The organism is Streptomyces pactum (assembly GCF_002005225.1).
Lineage (GTDB): Bacteria > Actinomycetota > Actinomycetes > Streptomycetales > Streptomycetaceae > Streptomyces > Streptomyces pactum_A.
On the sequence record NZ_CP019724.1, the window covers coordinates 5890607 to 5911831 of the forward strand.

Here is a 21225-nt window from a genome sequence, read left to right on the forward strand (position 1 = left end):
TCAGTCGGACGACGTCGGGTTCAGGGCCAGCGGTTCGATCCGGCCCTCCAGCATGGTGCCGAGCCCCTGGACCGCGCACACGTCGGGCCGTTCCGCGATGTGCACCGGCATGCCCGTGGCCTGACGCAGCATCTGGTCGAAGCCGGGCAGCAGCGCGCTCCCGCCGACCATCATGATCCCGCGGTCGGCGAGGTCCGCGACCAGGTCCGGCGGGCAGTCCCGGAGCACCTTGCCGATGCCGTCGAGTACCGCGGTCAGCGGCGTCTGGATGGCGTTGCGCACGGTGGCGGTGTCGACCCGCACACTGCGCGCCAGCCCCGTCGCCACGTCCCGTCCGTGGATCTCGGTGGAGGCCGGTCCCTGCGGCGTGAGTCCGTTGCCGGACAGGGCGAGTTGCAGCGGGCGTACGGACTGGCTGGGCAGCACCAGCTCGTGCTGGTGGCGCAGGAGCTGCACGATCGCGTGGTCCACGGCCTCACCGCCGACCGGAATGCGTTCGGCGGTCACGATCGAGCCGAGGGAGAGCACCGCGACCTGCGTGGCGTGCGCCCCGCACACCATGATCATGGTCGCCTCGGGCTGCTCCACGGGCAGTCCGCAGCCGACCGCCGCGGCGATCAGCGTGTCGACGAGTTCCACCCGGCGCGCGCCCAGCCCGACCAGCGTCTCGATCGCCGCCCGCTGGGCCAGCGGATCGGCGTCGTGCGGGGTGCAGGCGGCGGCGCGCAGCCGGGGCTTGCGGCGCAGCGCGCGGCGGATCTTGTCGCCGAGCAGATGGCGGAGCATGCGCTGGGCCATCTCGATGTCGACGACCGTGCCGCCGGACACGGGCCGGACGACGCGGATGTAGTCGGGGGTGCGGCCGGTCATCTTCTCCGCGAACTCGCCGACCGCGATGAGCGCGCCGGTGCGGGTGTTGACCGCGGCGGCGGACGGCTGGTCGACGACGAGCCCGGCGCCCTTGACGTACACGCGGGTCCGCGCCGCGCCCAGATCGACGGCGAAGTGGCAGCGGCGCAACTGCTCCAGACTGGCGGTACTGGCGGTCATGGCAGATCCTCCCGAGAGCGCGGACCGTGCGGGGCCGCCCGGTGGCCGGCCTCCTAGGCATCGTGCGCGGGGGCCGGGGCGGACGCCTTCCGGAGGGGGCCGGGCGGGGGGCCGCTGAATGGGGGGTGTGCGGTCAGCGGTTCTCGGCCGCCGTGAGCAGCGGACGCAGGTCCGGTACGAGGAGCACGTCGCCGTCCGCCGCCCGCAGGGCACGCCGGACCCGTTCACCGTGCCAGTGGCCGACGAACGGCAGGCCGATCGCGTGGGCGGCGGACTGCTCGGCGGGAGAGGAACCGATCAGCACGCACTCGCCCGGCGGGGCGTCGAGCCGTTCCAGGGCCCGGTGCAGGACGTCCGGGTCGGGCATGAGGCGGGTGAGGTCGGCGTCGCGGCCGTGGACGCCGCCCGGGAGCGCGTCCAGCAGGCCCCGTCGTCTCAGGTAGCCGGCGACCGGGGCGGGGGCCCGGTCGGTCACCACGGCGGTGGGCACCTTGCGGATGTGCAGTGCCCGGATCAGCCGGTCGGCCAGGGGCGTCGGCTGCGCGGTGCGCGCCGCCCGGGCCTCGTGCCGGTCGAGGCGGAGACGCACGTCGTGGGCGATCCGGTGTCCGGCGAGCGCCCGGATGAAGTCCAGGGTGCCGGCGTGCCCGTCCGAGGCGACCCGGGGCAGCGGTACCCCGGCGAGCGCGTCCTCGGGCGCACGCTCCTCGGCGACGAGCCGGGCGATGTCCAGGAGGACCTCCCGCTCGGCGGCGGGCCGGTACAGCCGGGCCGTCACGTCGTCGAAGCCGAGGAGGACGCAGCGGGCGCCGGCGACCAGGTCCGTGGCGGAGGCCGGGCGGCGCGTCCGGGTCCGGGTGGGGGCACCGGCGTCGGAGGAGGACCACTGGATGAGGTAGCCGGACACGTCCACGCTCCCCGGAAGGATCCCGCGACCGCCCCGGAAGGCAGCCGGACGTTCGTCGCCCAGCTCGGCGAACAGCACCGCCCGCGGGTCGGTCCCCCGCCCGGCCACGGCCTCCACCGGATCCTGCACCCGCCACGTCGCCTCGATCCCGGGGAACTCCGTGGCGAGGTCGTGCTCGGTCAGGTCGACCTCGAAGTACTGCCAGGTCGCACGGGACCTGTCGGGCGCCGACCGGACCAGGTCGGAGTCCGGCAGGGCGAGCGCGCCGTCGGGCAGCCGCAGAACGACGGCCTGGGACGCGTCGGACGGGCGGGGCACCCACCCGTCCGACGGCATCGGGAAGGGCCCGCGCACCGCTTCGCCGGCCGGTGCCGCCGCCCTGGGGGCCCCGGCACCGTCGACCGGGCGGTACCAGCCCGTGTCGTCGTCCAGCGGCCGGAGCAGGTCCGGGGCGAAGAGGGGGCCGTCCGGACCCTCCTCCTCGTGCACCTCGTCGTAGTACAGGGAGTCGCAGAGCGCGACGATCGCCTGTGCGCCGGAGGCGTCCAGTGCCGCGCGGACCGACTCGGCGTCGGCGCGGAAGGCCTGCTCCTCGCCGCCGTCCAGCGCGAACTCCACCTGCCAGAACTCGGCCCGCAGCCGTAGGCCGCCCACCCGCGCCAGTTGCCCGGGCAGCCCTTCCAGGGTCGCCCGGAGCAGGCCGGAGGCTTCCGTCCGCGGCTCCAGCAGTACGAGGACGCCCTCCGGATCGTCCAGGGCCTCGTACGCGGCACCGTCGAGCCCGCTGTCCGTCAGCAGGTCCGTGACCAGGCGCCGCAGGGTGGCGTGTGCCTCGTCGCCCCGGGGGCCGTCGGCGAACGCGTAGTGGGCGCAGGCGCGGTAGCCGGTGTCGAAGCCGGTGTCGTCCTCCTCGAGGTCCGCCGCGACTTCCGCCAGGATCTCCGCCCGCTCCCGGGCCTCCTCGGGATCCAGGTCCGTGTCGTAGTGGGGACCGTCCCCCCACGCGGCGCTCGCGGCGATCGCCTCGGCGGTCTCCGCCTCCTCCTCGGTCGGGCCCTCCGCCTCCCCCGACAGGGGCGTCCAGAGGCCGTCCTCCGTGGGGAACGGGCCCTCCGCGAGCTCGTCCGGCGCGGACACGGCGCTGTGCGGCCCGTCCGTGTCCGGCCACTCCGCGTACGCCTGCCACGGGGTGCCGTCCGCCGGCTCCTCGTACGCCTGCCCCGGGGCGTCGTCGGCCGGCTCGTCGTGCTCCTCGCGCAGCTCCCGGCCCAGCGCGGTCAGTGCCGGGCTCCGCCCCCCGGACAGCTCGTACTCCTCGTACACCGCCAGGGCCTCCTCGCCCCGGCCCTGACGGCGCAGGGCGATCAGGTACAGGCGGCGGAAGTCCTCCCGGTGCGGGTGGGCCGCCAGCAGGTCGGCCAGGTCGTCGGCCGCCCGGTCGTACTCGCCGAGCGCCAGGTCGAGTTCGGCGCGCTTGGTGTGCAGGGCGAGGCGGAGCCGGGCGAGCCGGGTGCGGGCGGTGCGGGCGGCGGGCCCGGGGACGTCCCCGAGGGGCTCGGTGCCGCGCCACAGCGACAGCGCCTCGGTGACGTGGGCGCGGGCCTCGGCGAGCGCGCCCGCCAGCCGTGCCGCGTCGGCGCGGCGTACCAGCTCGTCGCAGTGCACCACGTCCACGTGGTCGGCGCTGGTGTGCAGGGCGTAGCCGTGGGCGGCCGCCGCCAGCACGCCGGGGCCCAGGGCGTCCGCGAGACGCGTCGCCAGCCGGGTCAGCGCGGCCCTCGGGTCGCGCGGCTCGTCGCCCGGGTCCCACAGCCCCCAGCGCAGCTCCTCGTGCGTCACCGTGCGGCCGTGCTTGAGCAGCAGCATGGCGAGCAGCGCGCGGACGTCCGGCGGCAGGTCGGGGGAGCCGTCCGGGAGCCCGACCCGCAGCGGGCCCAGTGCGTGGTACCGGCGCGGCTCGTACGCCTCCGCCGCCCGGGCGGGCAACCGCGGGTCCGCGAGCAGCCGCAGGCCCTGGGCCTGCGCCGCCGGCGAGGCGGACATCATCAGGTCGAAGGCGTGCGCGTAGTGGATGCGGTGGGCGCCGAGCAGCCGGTCGAGGCGGCGGGAGTCGATCGGGACCGTCAGGCGCGAGGTGCCCGACGTCAGCGGCAGCAGGACCTCGCACAGGGCCCGGGTGTCCTCGGAGCGGCCGGCCGGGCCCGAGGTCCGGCCCGGTTCGAAGAGGCTGAGCCGGACGGTGCCGTCCGGCAGGAGGACGACCCGGGACGCCTCCAGGCCGCCGTGCGTGACGCCCGCCTCGTGCAGGGCGGTGAGCGCCCGCGCCAACTGCGCACCCACCGACACCGTCAGCGGCGTCGGCAGCCGCCGGCCGTTGGACCGGGTGAGGGCGTTCAGGGCGATGCCGTCGAGGTGCTCCATGACGACGTACGGGATGTCGTCCTCGATGCCGCGGTCGAGGACGGCGACCACGTTCGGGTGGGCGATCTCCGTCAGGCGGCGCGCGTCCCGCAGGAACGCCTCCCGCGCGGCGGGGTCGGTGTTCGCGTCGTGCAGACGGACCGTCACCGTCCGGTTGGTCCCGGTGTCCTCGGCCAGCCACATCCTCCCGGTCGGCGCGAGCCGCCGCACCGGCCGGTAGCGCGCACCCAGCGCGGGCGGGAAGGGCGAGGGGGCCGGTGGCCGCTGCCGCGTGGCCAACTGCCGGGCGCTGTCCTGGCTGATCGCCGCGAACGCCTCCTTCCCGTCGGCCCGCTCGGTGCCGTCCCGGGAGGGGATCAGCGCGCGGAACTCGCCGGGCGACCGCCCCGCCCGCTCGTCGATCAGGCCGCCGGTCCGCAGCAGCAGCTCGCGGGTGCGGTTGCGCGCGGTGCGGGGCAGACCGCGCAGCAGGAGCTCGCGTACGCCGGGACGGAACGCGTACGAGCCGGGCGGCCCGGCGACCGTGGTGAGCAGGCCGCTGAGGATGACCTCGGCCAGGTGCTGGGGGAGCGGGTGCGGTTCGACGGCGGCCTGCACCAGCCGCATCACGGGCAGGTCCGGGCGCCCGAGGGCGAGATGGCCGGCCAGCCGGAAGGCCTGGGGGGACGCGCTCGCGCGAAAGCGCAGGACCAGCTCCTCGGCGGACAGCCGCGTCACGTCGGTGCGGTCGTCGGCGTCGGCCGGCAACGGGCGGTGCAGCGCGGCGGCGGCCCCCGGGTACTCGGTGCCGCCCGGACTCGCGATCAGCGAGGCCCAGTTCGCCAGCCACTGGGGTCCCGGTTCCAGCACGGGCACGTGCACGGCCTTGCGGGACGCCCGGGCCGCGGTGCCGTCGTACGGCGTGAAGGCGAGCGACGCGCTGGGTGCGGCCCGGTGCGGGGCCGACAGCCGGCCGGGCACCGGCGGCAGGGCGGTGTCCCGCCACAACTGCTCCGGCAGTGGCTGGAGTACGGCCAGGGGCGTCCGGCGCGCCCAGCGGCGCAGCGTGTCGAACCACCGGGTGCCGGCCGGGCCCTCACGCCACTGCGGCCCCATGCAGTCGCTGATCAGCAGGGTGACGGTACGGCCGTCGGCGGGCGCGTGGGCTCCCTCGCCGCGGACGGTGCCGTCGGGGTCCGCGCGGTGCAGGGTGACGGTGCGGAAGACGCCCGACTGGGCGAGCGCGGCGTGCAGTTCGCGCACCAGCGGCTGCCACACGGGCATCGTGGGGCCGGCGTCGTGCACCAGGTTCAGCCGCAGCCAGCGCTCCCGCACGGGGCGCAGCACCGGCAGCCACCACTCGGGGCCGGCGCCCAGCCGGGCGATGCGGTCGGCGGTCGCGGACTCGTCCACCTCGTGCCCCACCGGCGCGTCGGTACGGCGCTTCAGTGGGCGCAGGGAGCGCTGCAGTGCCAGCGTGTGCCGCAGCATCGGCGGCGCGGGCGCGAGCAGTGCGCTGTGCGGTTCGGCCGCCGACGTGCCCGGTGCGGGCGCCGGGGACGGCAGGCGCAGGGGGGTGCGGGGCGCCTCGGCGGCGGGCGGCGGTTCCTGCGGCCGACCGGGTGGGGGCGGCCGGTGCTGCCGGTGCTGCCGGTGCTGCCGGTCCCGTTCCGGTGCCGCCCGGGGTGCGGGGGGCGCCGGGTCCGCGGGCGCCGCCTCGGCCGCCGGGCCCGCCGGGTCCGCGGGCGCCGCCGGTTCCATCCGCCCCGCCAGCCACAGGAGTTCGGCCAGCTCCAGCGGGGTCGGCCGGACGCCCGGGGCCGCCCGGCCGAGGAGGTCGGCCAGGTGGGGCAGGGGGTCCGGTGCGCCGGGGCGGTCAGCGGCCATCAGAACGCGTCGGGCTGCGGGGACCGGCCCAGGTACGGCATCAGCCGCTCCGCCAGCTCGTCGAGGGAGTCGGCGCCCAGACCGGAGGAACGGGCCAGGTAGATGGCGTTGAGGAGCTGGTCGGTGGCCAGTTCGCCGCTGCCCACCCGGGACAGGAACCGGTCGATCAGCTTCTGCGCGTACCCGTCGGGCTCGCCCAGGTGGGCGCGGACGATCTCGGTGAGGTGGTCGTCGTCCGGCTGCCGCAGCCGCAGCGAGACACAGCGGCGCAGGAAGGCGGGCGGGAACTCGCGCTCGCCGTTGCTGGTGAGGACGACGAAGGGGAAGGCCTTGCAGCGGACCCGGCCGCGTTCGACCGGTACCCGCTGGTCGGTGCCGTCGATCAGCACCTCGGCACGCCCGTCGGAGGTGTCCCGGGAGGCCCGCACGAGCTCCGGGATCTCGTACTGGCCCTCCTCCAGGACGTGCAGCAGGTCGTTCGGCAGGTCGAGGTCGCTCTTGTCGATCTCGTCGATGAGCAGGGCGCGCGGACGGGCGTAGGGGAGGAGGGCGGTGCCGAGCGGGCCGAGGCGCAGATGGTTCTCGATGCCCGTGCCGGCGGCCGGGTCGTCGGGACGTTCCGTGGCGTGGCGCGCCGCGTACAGGCGGGAGAGCGGGTCGTAGGTGTAGAGGCCGTCGTGGAGGGTGCTGCGGCTGGTGATGTTCCACCTCAGGACCGGGCCGAGCCGCAGTTCGCGGGCGACCGCGTAGGCGAGGGACGACTTCCCGGTGCCGGGCGGGCCGGTGACCAGCAGCGGACGCCGCAGGTACAGGGCGGCGTTGACCAACTGCACCGTGTGCTCGGAGGCCTGGTAGGTGGCGGCGCGGTGGGCGCGGTCGGGGGAGGCGGCCAGGGCCTCGTCGTCCTCGTCCGGCGGGTCGAGCACGGGGTGGCCGTCGAAGGCCCGCCAGGGCGGGGGCGGGGGCAGCTTGGCGATGCCGTCGTGGGGGGCCGGCGCGCCGGTGTAGACGGGCCACAGAGGCATGGTTCTTCTCTCCGAGCGATCGGTGCGGCGGGTGGTTCGGTGCGGCGGGTGGTTCGGTGCGACGGGTGGGCGGTTCGGCGGTGGTTCGCTTCGATCGGCGGGTCGGTGGCGGGCGGGTCGGTGGCGGGTGGTTCGGCCGGTGGGACGGTCACCCGACGGGGGAGTGCAGCAGGGCGGCGGGCTCGGCGAAGCAGCGGGGGTCGTCCCACAGCAACTGGACGTCCCTCGCCCAGTGCTCGTCGGGGTCGTCGGCCGCGTCCGCCGTCTCGCGCAGTTCCATGACCAGGCGGGGGAGTTCGGACGGCGGCACCCCGGCGACGGACACGGCGAGTTCGTCCAGGAACGCCGTACCGGAGCAGGGGCCGTCGTGCCCGTCGCCGGGGCACCCCTCGCGCGGCCACAGCAGCACCGGCACGGGGACGTGGAGCCCGACCTCGAAGTGCTCCCCCGCCGCCGCGGGCGAGGCGGCGAAACCGGCCAGCTCCGCGTCGTCCCGCAGCCGCTTGCGCAGGCCGGCCGGCCGCTCCCGGGTGCCGCAGTCGACGCGGTGCAGCGTCCCGCCCGTGCTGACCTGGAGCTTGCCCCACTTCTTGCGCAACTGGTGGCGGAGCCGCCCGCTGCGGTGGCGGTGACGGTCGGTCACCACGAGCGGGTAGGCGCAGCCGAGCGGTGTGGGATCGTCCTCGCTGCACGCCCAGTGCGCCACCGGTTCGTTCAGCCACTCGCGCGGCAGCACGAACGTGAGCAGCTCGTCGGCGCCGGGATCGAGCTGGGTGAACGCCTCGTCGATGCGCTCCTGCACGAACGACCGCACCGCGCTCCTGGCCAGCCGGCGCGTGCCCACCGGGCGGCGCTGCCCGTCCCGGTAGGCGGACACCTCGACGGTGACCTGGTCGGCGCCGGCACCGCTGTGATCGATCTCCACGACGATGGGCGACCACGTCGCGGGGCGTGGCGGCGGGGCGTGCAGGAGTTCCGCCAGCCGGTCGGCGAACCGGGCCACGGCGCCCGGCTCCGGCACCTCCCACTGCACGTACGCGGCGGCCTCCCGCAGGGAGGCGAACCCCCCTGCCGGGGGCGGCGGGTCGAAGGGGTCCATGGCGGAGGCGTACAGCCGGTTCGGGTCGCACGTCAGGCCGGTGCTCTCGGCGCGGCGCACCAGCGCGTACAACCGCCTGCGCGCGTCCGCCCGGTGGCCCGGCGTGGGCACCAGTTCGCCGATCTCGGGCCAGTAGCGCGCCATGACCTCGACGGGCAGCATCCTGCCGACGCGTACGTCCTTGCCGCCCGCGACCGCGGTGACCATGCCGACGACCGTGCCGTCGGCCAGCGTCAGCGCCGCCCCGCTGAACCCGGCCGCCAGCGGCTGCCCGTGCGCCGTGAGCGCCTCGAGCTGGACCCACTCGTCCGAGATGAGCGGGCCGGGCAGGGCACGGTAGGAGGCGAGCATGCCCTCGTCGTACCCCTTGGGGAAGCCGTAGGCGACCAGCTCGGGGGCGGGGGCGGCCCGCTCGGAGCCGGGCCGGGCGAAGACGGCCGGCGTGAGCGGCACCTCCTGGTCCAGTTCCAGGACGGCCAGGTCGCCGAGGTCGGCGGGGCCGCCCCGCCAGCCGCCGTGCACGGCGACCGTGGCGGACAGCTCGCCCAGTTCCCGGCGGCCCGGGAAGGTTACCGTGACCGCCGCGCTCCCGCTCCACCGGACGACGTGGGCGCAGGTGAGCAACCGGCGCGCGGAGACGAGGAATCCGGCACCGACCTCCTTGCCGCACTCGATGCGGGCGTGCCACGCCGTACCGCTCATGAGCGGCCGGCGGCTTCCGGGCCGTCGGGGCGCGTCGGGGACGGCTCCGGCGACCAGCTCAGCTTCACGACCAGGTGGCCCTCCGCCGAGCCCTTCGCGATGACCGCGCCGGCCTCCGCGCTCAGCTTGACCCCGAACTCCAGCTCCACCGAGTCGGGTCTGAGCGAGCCGTCGCGGAAGACCCGCAGCGCGGACTCGGCCGCCGCCCGCACGCCCTCCAGGGACCCCTCGAAGGTGCGCGCCGCCTGGGCCGGTCCGTCGCCGCGCGAGACCAGCCGCGCGCCGTCCTCGTCCTCGACACCCTCGACGACCACCCGCGCGCCGTCCTCGGTCTTGAACTCGACCAACCCGTCCATGACGCCGCTCGCTCCCCGTATGCCGTACCTGTGCGGAAGGTCATTGTGACGGACGGTACTCGGCCCTGTCCCGCCCACCGCCTCCGGCGCCCCTCGGCTGTGGCGGAAACCCGCCAGGGCGCCAATCCGCCACCCCCGGTCAACTCCCGTTCCCCGCAGACCCCCTGAGACTGCTCCCAGCACTCGTCGCAGCACTCTACGACGATATGAAGAGAGGCGTGGATGAGCAGAGGACCAGTCAGACGCGGAGCGACCCTCCTGTCGGCGGGGCTCGTGATCGCGCTGCTGCCGGCCGGGACGGCGGCGGCGCAGGAGCCGCCCCCGGACCCCGCCCGCACCCCGGCCGCCGCGGGCCGGGCCGCGGCGGCCGCCCGCACCGTCACCCTCGTCACCGGCGACCGGGTGACCGTAGGCGACCTCGGCGGCGGCCGGCGCACCGTCACGGTCGAGCGGCCCGAGGGCGCCACCGGCGCCGTGCACACCCGCAGTTCGGGCGGCCGGATCACCGTCGTACCGGACGAGGCGCTGCCGTACCTGCGCGACGGCAGCCTCGACGCACGGCTCTTCGACGTCGGTGAGCTGATCGAGCAGGGGCTCGCCGACTCCGAGACCGGCGATCTGCCGCTGATCGTGACCTACGGCAAGGGCGCACGGACCGCCACCCCGAGGGGAGCCGAGCGGACGCGGACGCTGCCCAGCGTGCGCGGGGCCGCCGTCGAGGCGGACAAGGGCCGTACATTCTGGCGGGAATTCACCCGTCGGGACACCGCCGTCGACGGCGTCTGGCTCGACGGGCGGGTCACCGCCGCCATGGCCGAGTCCAACGCGCAGATCGGCACCCCCGAGGCGTGGGAGGCCGGGCTCACCGGCAAGGGCGTCACCGTCGCCGTGCTGGACAGCGGCGTGGACGCCGGACACCCCGACCTCGCCGGACGGGTCGGACGCAGCCGCAGCTTCATCGCCGGGGAGGAGGTGGCCGACCGGAACGGCCACGGCACCCACGTCGCCTCCACCGTCGGCGGCAGCGGCGCGGCCTCCGACGGCGAGGAGAAGGGCGTCGCGCCGGGCGCCACCCTCGCGGTCGGCAAGGTCCTCGACGACTCGGGCTCGGGCAGCGAGTCCGAGATCATCGCCGGCATGGAGTGGGCCGCCCGGGACGTGGACGCCGACATCGTGTCCATGAGCCTCGGCTCGACCGAGCCCAGCGACGGCACCGACCCGATGGCGCGGGCCGTCGACACCCTGTCCCGCGAGACCGGCGCGCTGTTCGTCGTCGCGGCCGGGAACACCGGCGCCCCGTCCTCCATCGGCTCGCCCGGCGCCGCCGACGCCGCCCTGACGATCGGAGCCGTCGACCCGGCCGACGAGGCGGCGTACTTCACCAGCGCGGGGCCCCGCCACGGCGACAACGCGCTCAAGCCCGACCTGTCCGCCCCCGGCGTCGGCATCCTCGCCGCCCGCTCCCGGCTCAGCGAGGGCAGCGGCGACTACACCGCCATGAGCGGTACGTCGATGGCGACGCCGCACGTCGCCGGGGTGGCCGCGCTGCTCGCCGAGGAGCACCCCGACTGGACCGGCGCGCAGCTCAAGGACGCGCTGATGTCGACGTCGAAGGAGCTCGACGCCTCCGCCTACCGATTGGGCACGGGGCGGGTGAGCGTGCCGGACGCCATCGGCGCCGACGTCACCGCCACCGGCAGTGCCGACCTCGGCTTCTTCTCCTGGCCGTACGAGGCCGACGAGCCGGTCACCCGCACCCTCACCTACACCAACGCCTCCGACACGGCGGTCGAGTTGAAGCTCGCCGTGCGGGGCGCCCCCGAGGGCGTCGCCACCCTCGCCGACACCGCCCTCACCGTGCCCGCCCACGGCACCGCCGCCACCACCGTCACCGGCGACGGGTCCAGGGCCCCGGTCGGGACGACGAGCGGCCGGATCGTGGCGTCCGGCGCGGACGGCACGCCCCTGGCGCACACGGCGTTCGGGATGGTCAAGGAGGAGGAGCGGTACACGCTCACCGTGCACGTCAAGGACCGGGCCGGTGCCGCCGCCCCGGCCGACCTGGTCGTCCAGCACCTCGCCGAGGGCGTCGACCCGGTCCCCGCGCACGTCGGCGACTCCGGCACCCTGCGACTGCGCCTCGCGCCGGGGACGTACAGCCTGACCTCCTTCCTCGACGTGCGCGGCAGCCACGGCGCCGACTCCCTGGGGCTCGGTTTCCTCGCGGCGCCCGAGGTCGTCGTCGACCGGGACCGCGAGATCACCCTGGACGGCACGGAGCTGCGCGAGATCAGCGCCGACGTCGAGAAGCGCACCGAGACGCGGCAACTGCTCATGGAGTACGACCGCGACGCGAACGGCTCCGACCTGTTCGGCGCCGTCCAGGTGCCCCTGACGTACGACAGCGTCTTCGCCGCCCCCACCGACAAGGTCACCGAGGGCGACTTCGAGTACCGGACCGTGTGGCGGCTGGGCAAGCCGCTGCTGGAGGTCGAGGGCATCGGTGAGGCCACCGTCCAGTCGGGCGGCACGCTGATCGAGGGGCGCAGCCGGCTGCCGCTGGCCGACGTGGGGGACGGGCCCTTCCCGGAGGGCGTCCGGGGCAAGGCGGCCCTCGCCCGGCTCACCGAGGGCACCGAACCGGCGGACCTCGCCCAGGCCGCCCAGGACGCGGGCGTCAAGGCGCTGTTCGTGACCGACGACGCGCCCGGACGGCTGATGTCCTGGTGGGGCACGGACGACAACGCCGACCGGCCGCTGCAGATCGCCACGGTGAGTGCCGCCGACGCGGAGCGGCTGCGGGACGCCGGGCGGGTCCACATGACCGGGACGCGCGACACGCCCTACACGTACGACCTCTCGGAAGGGCACCGCGGTGGCGTGCCCGACCGGGACCTCACCTACGAGCCCGGGCGGCGCGATCTCGCCGAACTGCGGACCGGGTACCACGCGGCCGAACCGGCGAGCGGCGGCGAGTTCCGCTACTCGATCACCGACACCTTCCCCATCGGCCTCGGCTTCCGGGAGCGGATCGAGTACCCGGTCGAGCGCACCGAGTACGTGTCGACCGGGCCCGGCCAGCTCTGGCACGAGTCCGTGACGGCCGCCGACGGCGCGCTGGAGCAGCGGTCCGGCACGGTCCGGTACGAGGGCGGCTCGCGTGCGGAGCTGAACTGGTTCAAGCCCGTGTGGCACCCCTACCTCGGCACCGGGCTGGGCTGGGGACAGCAGCGTGCGGGCGACCGGCTCCAGTTCAACGCCCCCGGCTGGGGCGACTCCGGCCCCGACCACACCGGCTTCGGCGACGTGTGGAGCGAGAGCAGCGGGATGTCGCAGACCACGTCGGTGTACCTGGACGGCGAACTGGTCGACCAGGGGCCGAGTTCCGCCGCGTACGTGGACGACGCGCCGGCCGACGAGCACACGTACCGGCTCGTCACCGACACCGCGCTCGACGCGGAGCGCTGGCGGCTCGGGACCGAGGGGCACGCGGAGTGGACCTTCCGCTCGGCCGCCACACCCGACGACCGCTGGACGTACCTGCCCCTGATCAACCTCTCCTTCGACGTCGGCACCGACCTCGCGGGCGAAGTGCGCGGCGGGAAGAGGCTGCGGGTCGGGATCGGCGCCCAGTACGTGGCGGGCGCCCCGGACACCGGGACGATCGGCGGCGGGCAACTGGAGGTGTCGTACGACGACGGCGAGACCTGGCAGCGGGTGCACCTGCGCGGCGGTGACGGGGAGGCCTCCTGGCAGGGGACGGTGAGCGTGCCACGCGACGCCGGGCACGTCTCGCTGCGGGCGTCGGCACACGACGACCGGGGCGGCTCGGTCACGCAGGAGATCGTGCGGGCCGTGGCCGTGCGGTGACACGCGGACGGCGCCGCCTTTCTGGGACGGGGAGGCGACGCCGTCGAGCTTCCCCGGACCGTCAGACCAGCCGGCCGGCGAAGTGGACGAGGCCGGCGAGGAGGTCGGTGAGCAGGTTCATGACCGTGCGGCTCCTTGCGCTGTGCATGTGTGGGACCTGCTTGGGACGTGTGCGACGACTGCGGTCTGCGGTCCGTTGCTCGTACGCCGTGAATATCGTGGGTCTCTGCGGTCACCTACGCTCTTCAGAGCGACGATCATCTGTTCCAGGGAACAACTGATCGCCTGTTCGGATCAGGCCGAGCTCCGCCAAGTCCTGCGGCCGCAGCCGCAGTTGACCGGCCGTCGCCGCCACCTCCTTGGGCGGGCGCTTGAGGATCGCCGCCGCGAGCTCCGGCGCGATCACGGAGAAGTAGCTGTCCGGCGTGGCCCAGGTGCTGCCGGGCGCGGCCAGCGCCAGCGCACCGCCCGAGCCGCCCTCGCCGATCACCAGCGTGGTGACCGGCGTGTCCGCCGAGGCCATCGCGACGAACAGGTCGGCGATCGCCGGCCCCACGCCCTGCCGCTCCGCCTCCGCGTCGCCCGCCGCACCCGGGGTGTCCACCAGGGTCAGCACCGGGATGCCGAGCCGGTCCGCGAGGCGGATCAGCCGGGCGGCGGTGCGGTACCCGGCGGGCCTCGTCGCCGTCCCGGTCTGGGCGGCGTAGGCGACCGTCCGCCCCGCGTGCTCACCGAAGCCGCAGAGCATGCCGTCCGGGTCGGTGCCCCCGCAGCGGTCGCCCGAGAGGGCGGCGCGGTGGGTGAAGTAGGCGTCCAGGTAGGCCCGGGCGCGCGGGCGTTCGAGGGCGCGGGCCCGCCGGACCGCGTCCCAGCCGGTGTCCGGCAGACCGGTGGCGCCCAGCGGCCCGGGCACCGGCGCCGGGTCGCCCGACGGCGCCGTCAGCAGCCGCAGCCACCGCCCCAGCGTCCCGCGCAGCTCCCCGGCCGGTACGACGGCGTCCACGCTGCCCGCCGCCACCTGCGCCTCGGCCGTGTACGCCGCCGGATCGGCGCCCGGCGGCCGGACCCGGGAGCCGGCGAAACCCACCTGGGCGCCGGGCAGCGCGAGGACCACGTCGGCGCCCGCCCCCAGCGTCGCCCAGCCGCCCCCGGTGGCCGGGTCGCGCACCACGGCGATCTGCGGCAGTCCGGCCCGACGGGTGAGCGCCGACTGCCGGGCCACCCGCTGGAGCTGGGTCAGCGCGAGCATTCCCTCCTGCATCCGGCTGCCGCCGGTGGCGACCAACGGCACCACCGGCAGCCGGTGCTCGCGGGCGTACGTGTACGCGGCCTCCAGCCGGTCGCCGGTGCGCCGACCCAGCGAGCCGCCGAGGAAGCCGAACTCGAAGGCCAGCAGCACCGCCCGGACGCCCTCGACGTGCCCGGTGCCGCAGACCACGGACTCCTCCTCGCCGGTGCGCTCGGCGGCGCGGGCCCGGGAGGCGTCGTAACCGTGCCAGCCGAGGGGGTCGTCGGGCGGCGACTCCCCCTCCGGGCGGGGGAGTTCGGTGAAGTCGTCGGTGAGCAGGGCGAGGAACGCGCGCGCGGACAGACGGTCAGCCACGGGTCAGCGCCCGCTTCATGATCTTCCCCATGTCGTTGCGCGGGAGCGCGTCGACGTGGTGGACGACGCGGGGCCGCTTGTGCGGGGCGAGCCGGCCGGCGACGTGGTCGGCCAGCGTGTCGAGGGCGGGCGGGGCGGCGGGGTCGGCCGGCACGATCCACGCCACGATCCGCTCCCCGAGGTCCGGGTCGGGCTCCCCGGTGACGGCGGCCTCCCGCACCCCCGGGTGTTCCAGGAGCGCGTTCTCGATCTCGCCGGCCCCGATCTTGTACCCGCCGCTCTTGATCAGGTCGGTGGCCTTGCGGCCGACGATGCGGACGTAGCCGTCGGGGTCGCGCACCGCCATGTCGCCGGTGCGGAAGAAGCCGTCGGCCGTGAAGGCGGCGGCGGTGGCGTCGGGGCGGTTCAGGTACTCGGTGAACAGGTTCGCGCCGCGCACCTGGATCTCGCCGACGCTCTCCCCGTCCAGGGCCGCGATCGGCGTGCCGTCCTCCTCCACCAGCCGCAGTTCCACGCCCGGCAGCGGCACGCCCACGGTCCCGGCGCGCGGCTCGCCGTCCGCCCGCACGCTGGTGTTCATGAGGGTCTCGGTCATGCCGTACCGCTCGATCACCCGCCGTCCGGTCGCGGCGGCGATGCGCTCGTGGTCGTGCACGGGCAGCGCGGCCGACCCGGACACCAGCAGCCGGGCCCCGGCCAGCGCCTTCGCCAGCTCCGGGTCGCCGGGCAGGGACTCGGCGATCCGGTGGTACATCGTCGGCACCCCGAACAGCATGGTCGCGCCGTCGTTCAGCTCCCGGGCCGCGCCCTCGGTGGAGAACCTGCCCAGGTGCCGCACGGACCCGCCGCGCCGCAGCGGGCCCAGGATGCCCAGCACGAGGCCGTGCACGTGGAACAGCGGCAGCCCCTGCACCAGCACGTCCTCGCCGGTCCACCGCCAGGCGTCGGCGAGCGCGTCCAGGGTCGTCGCCAGCGCGCGGCGGGGGATGACGGCGCCCTTGGGCGGGCCGGTGGTGCCGGAGGTGTAGACGACGAGGGCGGGGTCGCCGTCGTCGGCGCGGTGGTCCTCGGGGACGGGGCCGGTGGCGTGCACGTCGACGTCCACGCGACCGAGCGCGCCCAGGGCCGGCGGGAGTCCGCACCCCGGAGGTGCCAGCACGAGTGACGGCTCGCTGTCGGAGAGGATGTGCGCGAGTTCCTTGTCGCCGGACTTCGGGTTGAGCGGTACGGCGGGGACGCCGGCCAGCAGCGCCGCCACCACGGCGACGGCGGTCTCCATCTCCGGTGTCGCCCAGACGGCGACCCGCCCGGCCCCCCGGATCCGTCCGGCCGTGCCGCCCGCCGCGGCGGCCAGTTCGGCGTACGTCAGGGAGCGCTCGCCGAACCGCAGGGCGGGCCGGTCGGCCCCGGCGCCGGTCGCGGCCGGGGAGAGGGCGGGGAAGAGAGAGGACACGCGTCGTACTCCTTAGCTGTTGCTCACGATTACCGGTTGTCCGAGGTGGACCTACCCGAAGCCGGGCACGACCAGTACCAGCCACGCCAGCGCGGGCACGACGGCCACCACGATGCCGCCGTAGATCATCAACTGCCGGAAGAAGCGCTCGCGGTCGACGTCCGGCGCCGCGGCCAGCACCAGCGCGCCGTTCGTGGAGAACGGGCTGACGTCCACGACCGTCGCCGAGACCGCGAGCGCCGCGACCATGCCGACCGCCCCGATCTCGCCCTGCGCGAGGAACGGCACCGCCAGCGGGATCAGCGCACCCATGATGCCCACGGAGGAGGCGAAGGCCGACACGATCGCGCCGATGTAGCAGAGCAGCACCGCGGCCAGCAGCGGGACGCCGATGCCGCCGACGCCCTCGCCGGCCCAGGTGATGGTGCCCATCTCCTCCAGCACGCCGACGTAGGTGAGGACACCGCAGATCAGCAGGACCGTGGACCAGGCGATCTCGCCGACCGCGCGGCGGCTGTCGTTCGGCCAGGCGGTGCTCAGCACGACGGCGAGGGTGACCGCGGTCAGGCCCGCGTCCAGGTCGAAGCCGAGGACGGCGACGACGAGAGCGACCAGGGCGGTGAGGGTGGCGATCCGCGCGGGGGTCAGGCGCAGGCCGCCGCCGGTGCCGTCGGTGGCCTGGTCGGGGCGGACGGCGACCGCGGTGGGGGCGGCGCCTCCGGACCCGGACCCGGCGCCGGGCCCCGCTGTGCCGGTGTCGGGGCCGGTGCCGGTGGGCTGCGTGCCCTTGCCCGCCGCGCCGGCGTCCTCCGTCGCCACCGATCCCCGCGCCCACAGCTTCCGCCCGCCGAACAGCACGAACAGCACGCTCGCGATGACGAGGTTGGCGATCAGCGAGGCCAGGAAGAGGGTGATCTCGCTGCCCGGCAGTCCCTCGCGCTCGACGATGCCGTTGACGATCGAGCCGTAGATACTGATCGGCGAGAAACCGCCGGCCTGCGCGCCGTGCACCACCATCGTGCCCATCAGCAGCGGGCTGATCGCGTACCGGGTGGCGAAGCTCAGCGCGATCGGCGCGACGATCGCGACGGCGGCCGGGCTGACCGCGCCGATCGCCGTGAGCGCGCCGGTGAGCGCGAACATCACCCACGGGATCAGCGCGACCCGCCCCCGCACCAGCCGGACGGCCGCGTGCACCAGCCAGTCGGTGGTGCCGTTGGCCCGGGCGATCGCGAACAGGTAGGTGACACCGACGAGGACGACGAACAGGTCGCCGGGGAAGCCGGCGAAGATGCCGTCCGCGTCGAGGTCAGCGACGACCGTGCCCACCCCGAAGGCGGCGGCGAAGGCGAGCGCGCCCATGTTGACGGAACGGGTGGTGGCGATGACGAACACCACGACGAGGACGAGGATGGAGATGAGTTCGGGGGACATGCGGGGGCTCCCGAGTGCTGACCTGATTGGCAGAGTGGCTGAGCCACTTGAACGGTGGGGCTGGTCGGTCAGCGTGGGCCCGCCCCGGGCCGGCGTCAAGAGGTCGCGCATGAATTGGCTCAGCCACTGGGCCACCGAGGGCCGGTGCTACGCTCCCGGCGAGAGGGGGATCTCGTGACCGACGCCCTGCGCCCCATGACCAAGCAGCGCCTGTACGAACAGGTGCTGGAGCGGCTGCGCCAGTACGTCACCGACGGTGGCCTGCGCGCCGGCGACCGGCTTCCGCCCGAACGGGACCTCGCCCAGCGGCTCGGTGTCAGCCGGGCCTCGGTGAAGCAGGCGATCGTGGTCCTGGAGGTCCAGGGCCTGGTGGAGGCGCGGCACGGCGGCGGGACGTACCTGGTGCGGGACAGCCTCGACGTCGAGCCGGTCGAGGAGATGGTCGAACGCAGACGACGGCTCCCGGACGTCCTGGAGGCCCGCGAGGCACTGGAGACGAAGCTCGCCGAACTGGCCGCCGAGCGCCGCACGGACGACGACCTGGCCGCCATGCGGTCCGCGCTGGCCGTGATGGCCGGGGAGATCGAGCGGGGCGGGCACGGGGCCGAGGGCGACCGGCTGTTCCACGCGGCGGTGACGGCGGCGGCGCACAGCAGCCTGCTCGCGGAGTTCATGCGCTCCATCGCCCACCAGATCGCCGAGAGCCGCACCGAGTCCCTGCGCCAGCCCGGCCGGCCCGGCCGCTCCCTGGCCCAGCACCAGGCGATCCTGGACGCCGTCGACGCCCGGCAGCCCCGGCAGGCCGCCACCGCGATGCGCCGCCACGTCCGTACCGTCGCCAAGGTGCGGCTGCTGGACTGGGACCCGGAAGAGGAGCGACAGCCATGACCGCAACGTCCACCACGTCCGCCACGTCCGCCACGTCCGCGATGCCCGACGAGCCCCGGATAGCCCTCGTCACCTGCCGCCCCGGGCCCCACGTCAGCGCGGACCGCGACCTGCCGGTGCTCGAGCGGGCGCTGGAGGAGGCGGGGGCACGGGCGTCCGCCGAGGTGTGGGACGACGACGGCGTCGACTGGAAGGCCTTCGACCTCGCCGTGATCCGTTCCACCTGGGACTACAGTTGGCGGGCGGACGAGTTCACGGCGTGGGCCGAGAAGTGCGGCCAGGTCACGAGGCTCGCCAACCCGGCCGGTGTCGTGCGCTGGAACACCGACAAGCGCTACCTCGGCGACCTGGCGGCGGCCGGCGTGCCCACCGTCCCCACCCGCTACGCGGCCCCCGGTGAGCAGCCGGACCTGCCCGGCGACCACGAGTACGTCGTCAAGCCCACCTGGGGCGCCGGGGCACGCTTCGCCGCCCGCTACACCCCCGACGAGCACGCCACCGCCGTACGGCAGGTGGAGCGGATGCACGCCGAGGGGTTCACGGCGATGGTGCAGCCGTACGTGCGCAGCATCGACACCGCCGGTGAACGGGCGCTGCAGTTCTTCGGCGGACGCCCGCTGCACGCCAGTCGCAAGGGCGCCGTCCTCACGCCTGGGACGCCGTACGACGAGCGGAAGGTGGCGCACCCCGGCCTGGAGCGCTGGACCCCGACCGCGGCCGAACTCGCCGTCGCCGAAAGTGCCCTGGCCGCCGTACCGGACGCCCCCGAGCTGCTGTACGCCCGCGTCGACCTGGTGGACGGGGAGGACGGGCGGCCGCGGGTGATGGAGCTGGAGCTGGTCGAGCCGAACCTGTTCCTGTGGCTGCACGAGCGGTCGCTGCCGCGGGTGGTGGGGGCGGTGCTCGACGCGGCCAGGGCCTGTCGTCCGGATCAGGGTGGCCGAGAGGGACTGCGTCCTTCAGCCCACCCGAGCCCCGTGACGCCGGCCTGATCCGGACGACTAGCGGTCGCTGACCGCCGTCCGCTGGAGCAGTCCCCAGGTGAACTCCGCGACGACCTCGTGGCGGTGTCCCCGCGCGTCCGGGGCGGTGAGGGCCAGCCCCCACCGGGTGGGCGCCGAGCCCTGGAGCGGGCGGGCGGGCGGGAAGGCGCGGGCCGCCTCGTCGACCGTGCAGGACCAGGGCGTGAGGTCGTCCAGGGTGCGCAGCCGCGGTGCCCCGGCGCCGGGGGCGCGGACCAGCCACTCGTTCCACACGACGCCGTGGTCGGCCACGAGCACCTCGAAGCGCAGGTCCGGCCAGAGCGGCAGCGCCCACTGCCGGGCCTCGCACTCCAGGTCGCCGATCCGGCGGGGGGCCGCCGACTCGGGCTCACCCAGAACCGAGCGGTACCGGGAGGCCGCCGAGCGGGAGCGCGGGGAGCGGAGCATCGCCTGCCAGCGACGGTTGGCCTCCCGCATCTCCGCGAGCGAGGCGCCCAGCTCGCGGCGGGCGTCCTCCACCGGGCCGGGGTTGTGGTCGGCCATGCGGCGCAGCAGCACGAGCTGGAAGTCGCGCCGGGTGAACGGGCCGGTGGGCCGCTTTCCGGTGGGCATGGAGACATGGTCGCCCAGGGGGGAAGCGCGCGGCACGGGGGCGCACGCCCATTGCCCCGGCAAACGCGATATGAGTAGCCTGTGTTCGCTATCCCGATCGCCTGTTGAAATCTCGAACAATTTAGGGAGGGGGCGGGACATGGGACGCCTCGTACCAGCCGTGACCCGGGCTCTCGACATACTGGAGCTCTTCCTCGACGGGGACGGCACGCTCTCCGCCCCCGACATCGTGCGCCGGCTCCAACTGCCGCGCACCACCGTGCACGAGCTGGTCACCACGCTCGCCGCCCGCAAGTACATCGTCCCGGTGACCGGGCAGCCCGGACGGTACCGCCTCGGCGTGCGTCCGTACCAGCTCGGCGCCCGCTACGCCGAGCACCTCGACCTCGCCGCCGAGGGCCAGCAGGTCGCCCGGACCGTCGCCGAGACCTGCGACGAGACCGTGCACGTGGCGATCCTGGAGGACACCGACGTCATCTACATCGCCAAGGTCGACTCCACGCACGCGGTGCGCATGGTGTCGGCGGCCGGACGCAGGCTGCCCGCCCACTGCACCTCTGTCGGCAAGATGCTGCTGGCCTCCCTTCCCGAACCGGAGGTCGCCGCGCGCTTCCCCGACGGCGCCGAGCTGACCGCGATGACCCCGAACAGCATCACCGACCCGGCCGCCCTGCGCGAGGCCCTGGCCGGGATCCGCGAACGCGGCATCGCGGTGGAGAGCCGCGAGTCCAACCCGGACGTCTCCTGCGTGGCCGCCCCGGTCCGCGACCGCACCGGCCGGGTCGTCGCCGCCCTGTCGATCTCCGTGCCCATGATCCGCTGGAGCGAGGAGCGCCTCGCCGAGCTGGAGCAGCTCGCCGTCAAGGGCGCCGCCGACCTCTCCGAGCGCCTCGGCCACCGGAGCGCGGAATGACGGAGCACGGCACGACGGAGCACGGCACGACGGAGCACGGCAT

General features: G+C 75.2%; 13 protein-coding genes. 4 read left to right on the forward strand and 9 right to left on the reverse strand.

The features are described 5' to 3' along the window. From B1H29_RS25165 to B1H29_RS25185, 5 genes are all read right to left on the reverse strand, one after another. The gene (locus tag B1H29_RS25165; protein ID WP_055416774.1) at positions 1–1050 is read right to left on the reverse strand and encodes a rod shape-determining protein; all 1050 of its coding nucleotides are present in this window, start codon (positions 1048–1050) and stop codon (positions 1–3) included. Between the two features lie 133 nt (positions 1051–1183). Further along, positions 1184–6244, reverse strand: coding sequence for an SAV_2336 N-terminal domain-related protein (locus B1H29_RS25170; protein WP_107095220.1), 5061 nt, complete (start codon positions 6242–6244; stop codon positions 1184–1186). Beyond that, complete coding sequence (locus B1H29_RS25175) at positions 6244–7269, reverse strand: AAA family ATPase (RefSeq protein WP_055416773.1); 1026 nt, start codon at positions 7267–7269, stop codon at positions 6244–6246. The genes B1H29_RS25170 and B1H29_RS25175 overlap by 1 nt, the downstream gene beginning before the upstream one ends. 148 nt (positions 7270–7417) lie before the next feature. After that, positions 7418–9070: a trypsin-like peptidase domain-containing protein gene (locus B1H29_RS25180; protein ID WP_055416772.1), complete on the reverse strand. Its 1653-nt coding sequence runs from the start codon at positions 9068–9070 to the stop codon at positions 7418–7420. Continuing rightward, the gene (locus B1H29_RS25185; RefSeq protein WP_055416771.1) at positions 9067–9426 is read right to left on the reverse strand and encodes a CU044_2847 family protein; all 360 of its coding nucleotides are present in this window, start codon (positions 9424–9426) and stop codon (positions 9067–9069) included. The genes B1H29_RS25180 and B1H29_RS25185 overlap by 4 nt, the downstream gene beginning before the upstream one ends. 222 nt (positions 9427–9648) lie before the next feature. Between B1H29_RS25185 and B1H29_RS25190 the strand changes: the two genes are divergently transcribed. Continuing rightward, entirely contained in the window at positions 9649–13296 is a 3648-nt protein-coding gene (locus B1H29_RS25190; protein WP_055416770.1) for a S8 family serine peptidase, read from the forward strand. A 232-nt stretch (positions 13297–13528) separates the two neighbouring features. Here the strand turns inward: B1H29_RS25190 and B1H29_RS25195 are convergent, their stop codons facing one another. Genes B1H29_RS25195 through B1H29_RS25205 form a run of 3 tightly spaced genes read right to left on the reverse strand, consistent with a single transcriptional unit; the run spans position 13529 to position 17786 of the window. Further along, positions 13529–14899, reverse strand: coding sequence for a carboxyl transferase domain-containing protein (locus tag B1H29_RS25195; protein ID WP_055416769.1), 1371 nt, complete (start codon positions 14897–14899; stop codon positions 13529–13531). After that, positions 14892–16352 (reverse strand): acyl-CoA synthetase, encoded by a 1461-nt coding sequence (locus B1H29_RS25200; protein ID WP_055416768.1) that lies wholly within the window; start codon positions 16350–16352, stop codon positions 14892–14894. The genes B1H29_RS25195 and B1H29_RS25200 overlap by 8 nt, the downstream gene beginning before the upstream one ends. Before the next feature lie 51 nt (positions 16353–16403). Next, a complete protein-coding gene (locus B1H29_RS25205) occupies positions 16404–17786 on the reverse strand; it encodes an SLC13 family permease (RefSeq protein WP_055416767.1) in 1383 nt (460 codons plus the stop codon). Between the two features lie 174 nt (positions 17787–17960). Here B1H29_RS25205 and B1H29_RS25210 point away from each other — a divergent pair, with 174 nt between their 5' ends. After that, positions 17961–18674 carry a FadR/GntR family transcriptional regulator gene (locus B1H29_RS25210; RefSeq protein ID WP_055416766.1) on the forward strand — a complete coding sequence of 238 codons (714 nt, stop codon included), beginning with the start codon at positions 17961–17963 and terminating at the stop codon, positions 18672–18674. Next, positions 18671–19666 carry an ATP-grasp domain-containing protein gene (locus tag B1H29_RS25215; protein ID WP_234392951.1) on the forward strand — a complete coding sequence of 332 codons (996 nt, stop codon included), beginning with the start codon at positions 18671–18673 and terminating at the stop codon, positions 19664–19666. The genes B1H29_RS25210 and B1H29_RS25215 overlap by 4 nt, the downstream gene beginning before the upstream one ends. A 9-nt stretch (positions 19667–19675) precedes the next feature. Here the strand turns inward: B1H29_RS25215 and B1H29_RS25220 are convergent, their stop codons facing one another. After that, positions 19676–20269, reverse strand: coding sequence for a hypothetical protein (locus B1H29_RS25220; RefSeq protein ID WP_055416765.1), 594 nt, complete (start codon positions 20267–20269; stop codon positions 19676–19678). Between the two features lie 139 nt (positions 20270–20408). Here B1H29_RS25220 and B1H29_RS25225 point away from each other — a divergent pair, with 139 nt between their 5' ends. Next, on the forward strand, positions 20409–21182 hold the full coding sequence (locus B1H29_RS25225) for an IclR family transcriptional regulator (protein ID WP_055416764.1): 774 nt from the start codon (positions 20409–20411) through the stop codon (positions 21180–21182). The last annotated feature ends 43 nt before the right edge of the window (positions 21183–21225 follow it).